General features: G+C 63.7%; 13 protein-coding genes and 2 pseudogenes. 6 read left to right on the top strand and 9 right to left on the bottom strand.

Features of this window, described 5'->3' with window-relative positions:
- The first annotated feature begins 331 nt into the window (after positions 1-331).
- On the top strand, positions 332-961 hold the full coding sequence (locus ACHIRB_RS11165) for a DedA family protein (protein WP_395112751.1): 630 nt from the start codon (positions 332-334) through the stop codon (positions 959-961).
- A gap of 43 nt (positions 962-1,004) precedes the next feature.
- Positions 1,005-1,676: a hypothetical protein gene (locus ACHIRB_RS11170; RefSeq protein ID WP_395112750.1), complete on the top strand. Its 672-nt coding sequence runs from the start codon at positions 1,005-1,007 to the stop codon at positions 1,674-1,676.
- Here ACHIRB_RS11170 and ACHIRB_RS11175 read toward each other — a convergent pair.
- The 6 genes and pseudogenes from ACHIRB_RS11175 to ACHIRB_RS11200 all read right to left on the bottom strand — a co-directional run.
- Positions 1,660-1,755, bottom strand: a pseudogene (locus ACHIRB_RS11175) (ATP synthase subunit c family protein); the annotation flags it as partial. The gene ACHIRB_RS11170 and the pseudogene ACHIRB_RS11175 overlap by 17 nt on opposite strands.
- A 12-nt stretch (positions 1,756-1,767) precedes the next feature.
- On the bottom strand, positions 1,768-2,469 hold the full coding sequence (locus ACHIRB_RS11180) for a glycosyltransferase (RefSeq protein ID WP_395126607.1): 702 nt from the start codon (positions 2,467-2,469) through the stop codon (positions 1,768-1,770).
- Positions 2,466-3,032, bottom strand: coding sequence for a glycosyltransferase (locus ACHIRB_RS11185; protein WP_395126606.1), 567 nt, complete (start codon positions 3,030-3,032; stop codon positions 2,466-2,468). Before ACHIRB_RS11185 ends, ACHIRB_RS11180 begins: the two co-directional genes overlap by 4 nt.
- Complete coding sequence (locus ACHIRB_RS11190; protein ID WP_395126605.1) at positions 3,029-3,673, bottom strand: TetR/AcrR family transcriptional regulator; 645 nt, start codon at positions 3,671-3,673, stop codon at positions 3,029-3,031. The genes ACHIRB_RS11185 and ACHIRB_RS11190 overlap by 4 nt, the downstream gene beginning before the upstream one ends.
- 84 nt (positions 3,674-3,757) lie before the next feature.
- Positions 3,758-4,678: a saccharopine dehydrogenase family protein gene (locus ACHIRB_RS11195; RefSeq protein WP_395112784.1), complete on the bottom strand. Its 921-nt coding sequence runs from the start codon at positions 4,676-4,678 to the stop codon at positions 3,758-3,760.
- Between the two features lie 26 nt (positions 4,679-4,704).
- Positions 4,705-4,968: pseudogene (locus tag ACHIRB_RS11200) on the bottom strand (FAD-dependent monooxygenase); the annotation flags it as partial.
- A gap of 327 nt (positions 4,969-5,295) precedes the next feature.
- On the opposite strand from ACHIRB_RS11200, the gene ACHIRB_RS11205 reads away from it, so the two are divergent.
- Complete coding sequence (locus ACHIRB_RS11205; protein WP_395112747.1) at positions 5,296-6,117, top strand: IclR family transcriptional regulator domain-containing protein; 822 nt, start codon at positions 5,296-5,298, stop codon at positions 6,115-6,117.
- A 47-nt stretch (positions 6,118-6,164) separates the two neighbouring features.
- Here the strand turns inward: ACHIRB_RS11205 and ACHIRB_RS11210 are convergent, their stop codons facing one another.
- Genes ACHIRB_RS11210 through ACHIRB_RS11220 form a run of 3 tightly spaced genes read right to left on the bottom strand, consistent with a single transcriptional unit; the run spans position 6,165 to position 9,036 of the window.
- Positions 6,165-7,646, bottom strand: a complete 1,482-nt coding sequence (locus tag ACHIRB_RS11210; protein WP_395126604.1) for an ArnT family glycosyltransferase — start codon at positions 7,644-7,646, stop codon at positions 6,165-6,167.
- A 53-nt stretch (positions 7,647-7,699) separates the two neighbouring features.
- Entirely contained in the window at positions 7,700-8,392 is a 693-nt protein-coding gene (locus ACHIRB_RS11215; RefSeq protein WP_395112745.1) for a maleylpyruvate isomerase family mycothiol-dependent enzyme, read from the bottom strand.
- A 17-nt stretch (positions 8,393-8,409) separates the two neighbouring features.
- The gene (locus ACHIRB_RS11220) at positions 8,410-9,036 is read right to left on the bottom strand and encodes a mycothiol-dependent nitroreductase Rv2466c family protein (protein ID WP_395126603.1); all 627 of its coding nucleotides are present in this window, start codon (positions 9,034-9,036) and stop codon (positions 8,410-8,412) included.
- A 111-nt stretch (positions 9,037-9,147) separates the two neighbouring features.
- Between ACHIRB_RS11220 and ACHIRB_RS11225 the strand changes: the two genes are divergently transcribed.
- The 3 genes from ACHIRB_RS11225 to ACHIRB_RS11235 all read left to right on the top strand — a co-directional run.
- A complete protein-coding gene (locus tag ACHIRB_RS11225) occupies positions 9,148-9,549 on the top strand; it encodes a MarR family winged helix-turn-helix transcriptional regulator (RefSeq protein ID WP_395127691.1) in 402 nt (133 codons plus the stop codon).
- A gap of 167 nt (positions 9,550-9,716) precedes the next feature.
- A complete protein-coding gene (locus ACHIRB_RS11230; RefSeq protein WP_395126752.1) occupies positions 9,717-10,190 on the top strand; it encodes a hypothetical protein in 474 nt (157 codons plus the stop codon).
- A 22-nt stretch (positions 10,191-10,212) separates the two neighbouring features.
- On the top strand, positions 10,213-10,483 hold a 271-nt coding region (locus ACHIRB_RS11235), incomplete at its 3' end, for an NAD(P)-binding protein (protein ID WP_395127676.1).

Raw genomic sequence — 10,483 nt, forward strand, 5'->3', positions numbered from 1 at the left:
CATGGCTCGATCGGGTCGTGCCCGTCGATCGTGTCGAGTAGTTCCCCCAGCCCCATGATCCAATTTTAGTTAGAACACCCGTTCGAGTCCAGCAAAATCAACAACTGTTTCCACAGCTCAGCGACCTGCGAAGCAGCGGTAGAACTACTCGCCCAGATACCCCGTCTCCGGGTCTGTCTGGCACAGGAAATCGCGCCCCGCATCGCGATTCTCTCCTGGTGAGTCGATTGGGTGAGCGAACTCGCGTTGTCACGTGGCCCTGGAATAGGTAAGTGTCGTATATGCCCCTTTCTTCCCGCATCCGATCTTGTGACCCCGGCGGCGTGAGCGCGTGACCGACTGGGTGTTCGCTTTCATCGACCGTTTGGGTGCGCCGGGGGTTGGGCTGCTGATCCTGCTGGAGAACCTGATTCCGCCGATCCCGTCGGAGGTCGTCCTCCCTCTGGCGGGATTTCGTGCACGCACGGGCGACCTCAACGTCTGGCTGCTCTGGCCTGCAGCGACAGCGGGATCCGTCGCGGGTGCTCTGATGCTGTACGCGCTGGGGGCGTGGCTAGGTTACGACCGGCTGGTCCGTCTCGCCGCCCGCCCGTGGTTCGTCTTTGCCAGTCGGGGCGACATCATCCGCGGTCACGACCTGTTCGACCGGCACGGACGCAAGGTCGTCCTGCTGGCCCGCTGCGTCCCCTTTCTTCGCAGCATCGTCTCGATCCCGGCAGGCGTGCTGGGGATGCCATTGCCGACTTTCGTTGTCCTCACCACAATCGGCAGTGGAATTTGGAACGCGGCGTTCATCTGGATCGGCTGGCTGCTCGGCGAGAACTGGGCGGTGGTGCAGGACTGGACCGGACCCGTCAGCAAGGTCGTAAGTGTCCTCGTCGTGATCGGATTGGTCGTGCTGATCGTTCGTAAGAGGCGCAGCGGTCGCGTAGCTGTCCCGGCGACTGTTGATAACTACTAAGATTCGTAGTACTACAGATGCTAGTAGATTGACGGTGGGGGTTATGGTCACTTCGGTTCACTTCGCGGATGTGGGGTTCAGGGCGGTCCAGGAGCTTCTTCGAGAACCGACCACCGCTCCCGGATTACGGAAATCCACGATGGCGGTCGCGATTCCGCTGACCGGGCGGCCCAAGTCGATTCACAACGCCAATCGCATCGGACTTGTTGCGGACTGGGACAGCGACGACGCTATCACCGAATTTCTCGCCACACACCCCGTCGCAGACAGGCTCGCGTCGGGTTGGCACATTCGGTTGGAGCCGATTCGCGTCACTGGAAACTGGCCTGACCTCCCGACGGTGTCGCAAGATTCGCCGCGCTACGACGACGGGACGATTGCAGCGCTCACCCTCGCCCGAACCAAGGAGTCGGAGTTGGTCCGGTTCAACACACTTGGTGGCGATGCGGAGGATCACGTCCCGACGATTCCAGGGTCGATCTGGGCGACGGCGCTGATCAATCCGCCGTTCTACGCGACTTTCTCACTCTGGCGCGGCCAATCCGCTCTGACGGAATTTGCCCATCGTCGAGGCGCGCATCGCGTGGTGATCGATGAGGACAAGGCGCAGCCGATGCTCACCGAGCACGGGTCGCTGCGGTTTCGCCCCTACGCCTGCAGTGGTGCGATCACGGGTCGAAATCCGATACCCGCGTTCGCTATCTGCCCGGAGTAGCGAACACGAACAACGCCATAAAAGTGAGATTGATGAAGTAGGCGGCTTCGACGAGGCTCACGGTGATGAAGAACGGGGTGAGTGCGAACTGTCAGTTGATGTTTCGATGCCCGCCGAGTTGTGCGTTGATCGCCTCGATGGCGGTCGCGACGCCGTCTTCCGCTTGCAGTTGAAGCGATACCGCTCGCGCACGATCGCGATAGCTGGGATCGGTGACCGCGGTTCGGATTGCATCGGCGAGCCACTCGGTCGTGAGGTCTTTGCGTTTGATAGTGCCCGCAGCCACGCCGAGGTCGCAGAGGCGTTTGGCCCAGAAAGGTTGATCCATGATGCCGACCACCGGAATCGTTGGCACACCTGCGCGGAGTCCGGCGGCAGTTGTTCCCGCGCCGCAATGGTGCACGGCGGCGGCGACGTGTTCGAACAACCATTCATGAGGGACGTCGTCGACGGTGATCATGTTTTCGCCGACGCCGTGCAACCTCGCCCAACCGGAATGCACCACGGCGCGGACGCCTGCCGCGTCGACTGCGTTTGCGATGAGGTCGCTCAGTTCAGCGCTCTTCCTCGTCGCGGTACTGCCGAAGCCGATGTAGACAGGAGCCTCCCCGGAGTCGAGAAACTTAACGAGGTCGGCGGGTGGTTGCCAGTCCGACGGCAGTGCTGGCCACCAGTACCCGGTGATCTCGATACCGGGACGCCAGTCCGCCGGCCGCAGCACCACATGGCGGCTGAATCCATGCAGGATTGGCCATTCCGCGTCGCGGCGGTCGCGGTAGTCGGACAACTTCACCGACCGCAGGCCGAGGTCCGTGCGCAGGGCGTGATCTGCGGCAGGTAGATCTTCTCGCCGAGCCCACCCAGCTTCCACAGTGCCCGGTTACCGAGGCGGCCCCGCGAACGCGTGCCGAGCGCCGCAGGCGGGAATTCCCCGGTCGCGGCCATGGGTTGCAGGCCTAGCGCTGCGGTAGGAATGTCCATTGCCTCGGCTACGTGGTAGCCGAACAGTGTGGAGACAGGTCCGGCGAGCAACAGGAGGTCGGCGCCTTCGGCCGCTTTCGCGATTGCCGGACCCACACCGTCGAGATGCTCGACCATCTCCCGCATCGCCGCCTTCGACGGTTTCATCCTGTCACCGTCGATCAGGCCCTGTGCGAAGTCCGAGGTCCGCGTCGCTTCCTCCGGATCGGTAGGCAGCCAACGGGATTCGAGTCCAGCAGCAGTGACCAGCGGGGCCTGCGCCTCGGTGGTGGCAACTGCAACTCGATGGCCCGACTTCTGTAGGCCGACGCCGAGTCCCGTCAGCGGGGCAACGTCGCCGCGCGTTCCGTAGGCGACGATCACGATCGTGCTCATGTAGTCCTCCTGGTTGCAAGGTCGAAGATGGTGACCAATTCCTCGCCGTAGCCGAGGACGTCGTAGTCGAGGTTGCTCGCAAGTTCGGATACCGCACCGTCGAGGGCAGCGCGGAGCGCGTTCCGCATGAATACCGAAGGCAGTGGGCGGAATTCGCCCGAACGGACCCCTGCGTCGAAGATTGCGAGCGGATCCAGCAACGCCAGCTCGCCCTCCGGCGGCTCTGCCTGAACCGACTCGGCGGCGACCTGGTCGAAGCGGCGACCGTCCGCGCTGCGGTAGGCACCGACGATCTCGAACATCGCCACGCTGCGAAGCCGATGTTCATGCAGGACAGCGACATTGGCTCTAATGTAGGCCGACAGTTTGCCTGCCGCGGTCGACTCGGCCGTCAGTAGTGGCGCCATCGTCACCGCTGCTGTCGTCATGACGTCTTCGACGATGGCGGCGATCAGCGCATCCTTCGTCTTGAAGTGGTACAGCACAACGCTTTTCGCCACGTTGATCCGCTCGGCGATCTTGGCAATGGAAACCTGCGGGTAGCCGAGTTCGGCGATCAATGCGACGGCAGCGTCGACGATCTGCGCGCGTCGCGCCGCCTCGATAAACGTTAGACCGTGTGAATCATTATTAGACCGCATGGTCGAATCATAGGACAGGTGGACAGTTTGCGCCAGTGCGATGGTGTTGGTTGTGTATCCGCTCAGGCGCTCTGCGGTTGTCCACTACTCGCAAAAGGCCGATCCGGCTGCCGGTGCTCCGACGGTATCGGTGACTTCGAAGATGCCTAGATCAATTGCGGCAGAATGTAATTCGCTGAGTCCGAACGCTGCGACGGGGCCATGTACGCCCGGTGTCAGCGGGTGGTCTGTTGCGTGTGCGGCGCCGTAGCCGAGCAGTCGTCCGGTCATGGTGTACGGGTCGGGTCCGGCGAGCGTTACCTGCTCGACGATGCGGCCGGCGTCGTCGCGAGCAATCGCGGTCACCAACGAGGTTCCCGACCGGGTCGGGGTTCGGTCGGCGCCGGGCAGATGTTGCGCGATGGAGTCGAGCAACCGGCGCGTGAGGGCGGTATCGATGACCGGCGACAAGGCGGTCGACAGGATCTGGACCGGCAGTGACCAGCCGTTGAACCAGCCCATGCATACATCTACCGATTCCAACTCGGGGAACAGTTCCGGAAGTCCGAAGTGTTCGGAACCGCCGATTGTGATGCCCGCGCGGGTGACGTCACGAAACCGGAAGCGGTGCAGCCGTTGTCCGCTCATTTCGGTCACCAGACTCGACCCGGATTCGTTCGGCCGGTAGGCAAATGCCGGTTCGGCGATCGCCCCGACCAGGGAGGCGCGGGTCGCGCCGGTGGTCAGTTCGATGGTGTCTCGCAGCGTGGCGCGTCGGTCGAAGTCGTGGGTTCCGGGGAGCAGGAAATATCCGATTTCGACGCGGCGGGCTGTACCGGAAGCGCGGGTGACGGCGAGCGCACCGGCGAGGTTGCCCGGGACGAAGTCGTAGCCGAACGCGGGGACCAAAGTGGCGCCGGATGAGGTGGCGAGTGGGCCGAGTTCGTCGAAAGCCCAACGGATGAAGGGCGGTTCGCCTGTCGAGTCCAGGTAGACCGCGCCCGCGCGGGCGGCAGCACGCGCCACCCCCCGCCCCCAGCGCTGGCTTTGGTGCGCATGTCGTACATGTCCCACGGCACCGCGTCGGTCTTGAACTCCTCGTCGACGCCGATCTTCTGCAGCGTGCGCACTATCTCGTCATCCATGTGTCCGGCACGAGAGAGGCCGTAGAGCGTCGCGTGGGATTCGAAGGCGGCGACCGAGTGGCCGGCTTGGCCGAGTTGAGCGCACACCATCTGGCCCACAGGCCCGAAACCGATGACGACAACGTCGTAGGTTTTCATCGCTGAGTGGTTCCTTTCGAGGACCTTCACCATCCGGGCCGAATGCCACGGGGGTGATAGCTGTATGGACCCGGCGTCGAGGCTCGTGGCGCTCTGACTGCCACTCTTCTCTCGATCGGGTCGGACTGTGCCGGAACGAAGATCGAACCGTAAAAGTGCTGTTCGAGAAGTTATTGTCCGTCTAGCGGACGTTTGTCCGTTGTGGTAGTCTAAGAATGCATCGATCTCCCAAAAGTGTCAAGCGTCATAGTGGAGAAACTGGTGGTGCCGCATTTCTTGGCACGAGCGAGTGATGAGAGATCATCGAGTCAGGTGGTGTCGGCAAGCCGGCAGCGCGCACCCGCACACAAAGGAGTACTCGTGGCCGAGCGAGGGCAGGGGCCCGACTTCATCGAGGCGTTAGCGCGAGGCTTGCACGTCTTGCGCAGCTTTTCTGTCGATCGCCCATCGATGTCGCTCAGCGACGTCGCCAGGGAGACCGATCTGGCGCGTCCGACCGCGCGCCGGATTCTGCTGACGCTCGAAGAGCTCGGCTACGTCCGCGCCAGCCACGCCGGTTACGCGCTCACGCCGCGAGTTCTCGAACTCGGCATGGCCTACGTCGGCGCACTGAACCTCTGGGACATGGCCCGCCCACACATGGAACAGCTCGTCGCCCACACCGGCGAATCGTCCTCGATGGCCCAGCTCGACGGCTCCGATATCGTCTACGTCGCGCGCGTCGCCGTACCGAAACTGATCGCCCTTCGGGTCGACATCGGGACCAGGTTCCCCGCCCTCGTCACATCTCAGGGCAAGGTGCTACTCGCGGCATTAAACGCGGAAAAGGTACTCGAAGTATTGGCCGAACCCAGCCGTTCCGGCCTACCCGTCGCCACCTTCGCGCCGAGCCAGGTCGACGACATCCTCGCCGAAATACGTACGCGCGGATGGGCATTGGCGGATCAAGACCTCGCACCGGGGATCCGGTCCATCGCGGTTCCCGTCCGTGACGGCCGAGGCGTGGTCCGTGCGGCTATGAACGTCACCGTCTACGCAGCCGAGACTTCCGTCGAAACCCTTACCCAGGAATATCTACCGCTACTGCTCGACGCCGCCGCCGCCGCGAGCGCCGACTGGGCGGCATGGCAATCCCGGCCCATCGAACCCGCCCCGCGCACCGCGAGGCGAGAGGTCGGCTGATCAGGCGCCCTTGCCGTGACGTAGACACCGCACCGGCGGCACTGTCTTCAACCGAGGCGACGGAAGCTCGGCCAGATCGCGGCCCAGGGACCGCGCGGGTCCCGGGCAATCCAGACCGGCGTGCCTTGCTCGTCGTTGTTTACCCCGACGCCGTTGTCGATCGTCGCGGCCGGGCTGACGTCAGCGAACACCGTCCGCAGGAAGTCCTCGTCGAACCCGATCACCACGACCGGCCCCGCGGTGTCGGGCGGCGGACCCCAGTCGAAGTAGGCGTTGTGGCCGCTGTAGGCCTTGGACAGTCCCCGCTCCGGGCCGTACCGGTCGATGGCTCCGGCCTGGCCGTAGTTCTCGGTGACCACCACCGTCCGGATCTGTTCGGCCCGTGACACACCCGCGAATACGCCGGCCACGGTATCGGCGAAGGCGGGCCAGCCCACGGTCTCCCCGGCGTCGTAGTTGATGTCGACGACCGGGGTGTCGGCCAGCACCCGAACGGGCAGCACCGGCAGCATCAACACCGCGTTGAACAGCAGTGACAGACCCAACCCACCGGACACCCAGGCCCGGGCATCGGACCGGCGCCGGAGCCAGTCGACGACGAGCGGGGCGCCGGCCGCCAGCAGCACCGGAAACAGGCCGGCCAAGTAGTAGGGCTTGCCCCCGGTGACCAGAAATACCACTGCTAGCACGACGTAGGCCACGGCGAAGCAGCGAACCGGACGCAGCTCGACCGCGCGCCACATCCGGACCAGCCCCGGTACCCACATCGCCACCAACACCGGGCTGATCAGTACCAGCTGCATCGGGAGAAAAAGCCACCACGGCTGGGACGAGCCTGAGCTACCGTCTGCGATCGCTCGGGCCAGGCTGAGCTGAGGCCAGCCGTTGCTGGCTTGCCAGGCGAGGTTCGGTAGCCAGACCAGCGCCGCGATGCCTGCGCCCGCCCACAACCAGCCGGACCGCAGGACCGACCGTGGCCCGACCGCCAGCAGTCCGAGCAGCAGGGCCGCGATCAGCGCGGCGATAAGCGATTTGTTGTGCAAGGCGATGCCGGTCACCAGCCCGACGAGCAGCCAACCACGCGGGTCGGCACCCTGGAGCTGACGCACCACCAGGAAGCTGATCAGGGTCCAGAACAGCAGGTCGAAGGTGGCTGTGCTCAGCATGTGACCGACGATCAGCAGGAATGCCGAGACTGCCATCGCGGATCCCGCCAACAACTGAGCGGACCGGTCACCGCCGAGTCGGCGGGCGATCAGTCCGGTGAGCAGCACCACCGCGCCGGCGGCCAGGGCGGACGGAAGCCGCCAGGCGACCAGTGCGTCGCCGAACAGCGTGCTGACCAACCGGGCGACCAGCGGAGTGAAGGCCGGCTGATCCACGTAGCCCCAAGCCAGGTGCTGCCCAGCGGTGACGAAGTACAGCTCGTCGCGGTGCGGTCCGTACCGGCCGCTGAAGATCAGCACGAAGGCGGCGAGACTGCTGCTCAGCAGAGCCAGCGGCCACCAGGCCACCCGAGAAAGGTCCACGCAGACATTCTGCGGGCCCGTGCACGGGGTCGGTCGAGCAACGGGGATTGACGCTATTTCCGGCGATCCGCGCCCCGTCGGCCAAGTGGCGTTCGGTCGTGGCGCGCCGGCACGGTCGCAGTCAGCGCCTCCACCCCCGCTCCCGTCAGTTGCCCAAGCCCAGCAGGCCGACCGGTGAGCACTAGCAAGAGTGCGCTGATGGGGCCGGTGAGCTCTGGCCCGTCGCCGGCACTCCACTCCGTGTCGGTGGCGGTGAAGCGATACCCGCCGAGCGGCAGGCTGTCGAATACCTTCGCCTTACCTGTGCCGCGGCACGCCCACACGCGCGAAGCGGCGACAGCCGCTGCAGCAGTTGGCATCTCGAGCTGGCGGCCGAGCGGAATCGCGATGTCCTGTCCGTGGACGAGGTTGTCGATCAGGGTCTCCTGAAACGTCACTCCGACGTTGTGTCGCCGATGCCCGACGGTCGCCCGGATCTGCGCGATCAACACCTCCGTCGGCAATGCGGCTCGGCGTCGCGACGATTCTCGGATGATGCGATTCACGCCTCCGGGGTGCCGGAAGGCGGTCGCGATCGCAGCCCCCAATGTCAGCTCTTGCAGCGTCAGGTGTGCGGCCACGTCGCGTACGGTCCAGCCCTCGCACAACGACGCTCGACGCCATTCGTCCTCGGCCAGCTGTTCCAGCAGGTCGGCTGTGCGGGTCCGCGTCACGTCTATCGCAGCCCATACGTCGTTCTCGATCATTGGCTTCTCCAACTCGTTCATTCGAATACCGGGGGACTGACCCGCGTTCGTTTGAGTTCGAAAAAATTCGGAAAGCCGGCCAATAGCCGCGCGCCGTCGAATACGCGTAGTGCGTCGACTCCGCGAGGGATCGAATTGAGCACCGGCCCAAAGAACGCTGCGCCCTCGATGCTGATCACCGGGGTCCCGACCTCACGGCCGACAGAAGCAACCGCCGCGTCGTGGCTTCGGCGTAGAAAGCCGTCGTACTCCGACGAGTTCGCGGCGCTTGCAAGCGATTTCGGCAGACCTGTATGGCGTAGGGCGGATTCGACTGCTGCCTCGAGTTCTGCTGGATCAGGATATCGCCAGTAGTCGAATATCGCATCCCCGAACGCAGTATAGAAATCGCCTAGTACCTTCTCGCCGAAATGGACCGCGACGGCGCTCGCAACCCGTGATGGCCCGGCTGTTCGCTCGACGTTGGCTGAATACCAGGGGTCGACGACGCGGTCCTGGTTCAAGAACTTCAGACTCATCACATGGAAGTGCAACTGGATGGTCCGTTGCGCGTCGACTTCGAGCAGCCACCTCGACGCAATCCAGGCGTAAGGGCAGACGGGATCGAAGTGGAAGTCCACAGCAATAGATTCGTCGTTCGTCATCGTGCACCAGCCCGAGTCACGGAAGTAGTACCATGCTGGTACTAGTTTAGTTCGAGTATGGGACTATCACAAGGGGTGTATGTGACCGAGGAGCTTCATATCGGTGTCCTGATGTTCATCGCGCACCGTGCGGCGGAGAACAGAATCCTGGAGGCGCTGCACCGCGCCGGATTCACCGAGATCACCATGGCCCAGGCCCGTCTAGGCGCACGAATAGGCCCGAATGGAACACGACTGAACGAGCTAGCCGAGCAGGCACAGGTCGCCAAACAGACTGCGACATTTCTCGTCGATCAGCTCGAGAAAGCCGGTTACGCCGAGCGGGTCCCCGACCCCACCGATGGACGAGCACGGCTTGTCCAGATAACCGAATTCGGCAAAGACCTCCTGCCGATCGCACGCGCAGAAGAGGCTCGAATCGACGCTGACTGGACCGCACACATCGGCGTTCGCCGAATGAAACAGCTGCGAGAAGCACTCACAATGCTGCGCGAGATCACCGATCCCTACTGATCGGAGTAGGGCAGAAAAGATCCGACCAGGTGCAGTTCGCAACCCCTCGCGGCGCCAAGACGGATCGCGTTCCCCGTGTTCGGTGGGATACACGGCTCGTGGAACCCCAGTCTGGGCAAAAACATTTCCGACCATGGCTGGCATGGTAGGAGATAAGGTTTCTTGCAATGACGTCAACGACTTTGATGCGAATTTTCGCGGTGTCGCAGGCCGTGATGTTGTCTGCCTGGTTCGGCATAATGATGTATTCCATCATCTTTGTGCAGCGTTTCCAGCTCCGGTCGGCCGATCCGGACGCCGTCGAGGACATCTTCCAGCAGATAGCCCACGGTGCACGGAAGATGGCCCTGCAGACGATCGCCGTAATCGCCGTCACCGGCACAGGACTCGCTGTGACCAGGGTATTGATCACCCCTGGGCCCAGTGCCGAGTGGATCGTTCTGATGTGCGCGAAGCTCGTGCTGTTTCTCCTCGCGTGCGCCACATTCGTCTACCAGTCATGGTGGGTGTGGCCGAAACGGATATTCGCACCACCAGACGAGATGCCAAGGGTGCGACGCGAATTCCTGGCCGCAGCCGTCGTCATCGCCGTCTCGCTCGGCTCGATGATCGCGGTCGACGTCCTTGCCGCGTCAGTGTGAAGCCACAAGTCCGGAGGTCGAAATGTCCGTCGATGTAGTGCGCTGCGACGTCGCCATTGTCGGTGCGGGCCTTGCGGGAATCAATGCGTTGTTCGTCGCCAGTCGCTACCTGTCCCGCGATCAGACTGTCGTCTTGATCGACCGCAGGAAACGTTCCGGGGGCATGTGGCTCGACACGTACCCCTATGTGCGATTGCACCAGCCGCATCGTCTGTTCACGGCAGGCAACATCAAATGGACTCTCGGCGAGGACCGCCCACATCTGGCAAACCGGAACGAAGTGCTCGGCCACT

The sequence above is a fragment of the Antrihabitans spumae genome (assembly GCF_043944905.1).
GTDB classification, from domain to species: Bacteria; Actinomycetota; Actinomycetes; order Mycobacteriales; family Mycobacteriaceae; genus Antrihabitans; species Antrihabitans spumae.

What these genes read in the sequence shown, in the direction of transcription:
- ACHIRB_RS11220 (WP_395126603.1), bottom strand. Translation starts at nt 9,036, where the DNA reads ATGACGAACGACGAATCTATTGCTGTGGACTTCCACTTCGATCCCGTC.
- ACHIRB_RS11185 (WP_395126606.1), bottom strand. Translation starts at nt 3,032, where the DNA reads ATGAGCACGATCGTGATCGTCGCCTACGGAACGCGCGGCGACGTTGCC.
- ACHIRB_RS11230 (WP_395126752.1), top strand. Translation starts at nt 9,717, where the DNA reads ATGACGTCAACGACTTTGATGCGAATTTTCGCGGTGTCGCAGGCCGTG.
- ACHIRB_RS11215 (WP_395112745.1), bottom strand. Translation starts at nt 8,392, where the DNA reads ATGATCGAGAACGACGTATGGGCTGCGATAGACGTGACGCGGACCCGC.
- ACHIRB_RS11225 (WP_395127691.1), top strand. Translation starts at nt 9,148, where the DNA reads ATGTTCATCGCGCACCGTGCGGCGGAGAACAGAATCCTGGAGGCGCTG.
- ACHIRB_RS11190 (WP_395126605.1), bottom strand. Translation starts at nt 3,673, where the DNA reads ATGCGGTCTAATAATGATTCACACGGTCTAACGTTTATCGAGGCGGCG.
- ACHIRB_RS11170 (WP_395112750.1), top strand. Translation starts at nt 1,005, where the DNA reads ATGGTCACTTCGGTTCACTTCGCGGATGTGGGGTTCAGGGCGGTCCAG.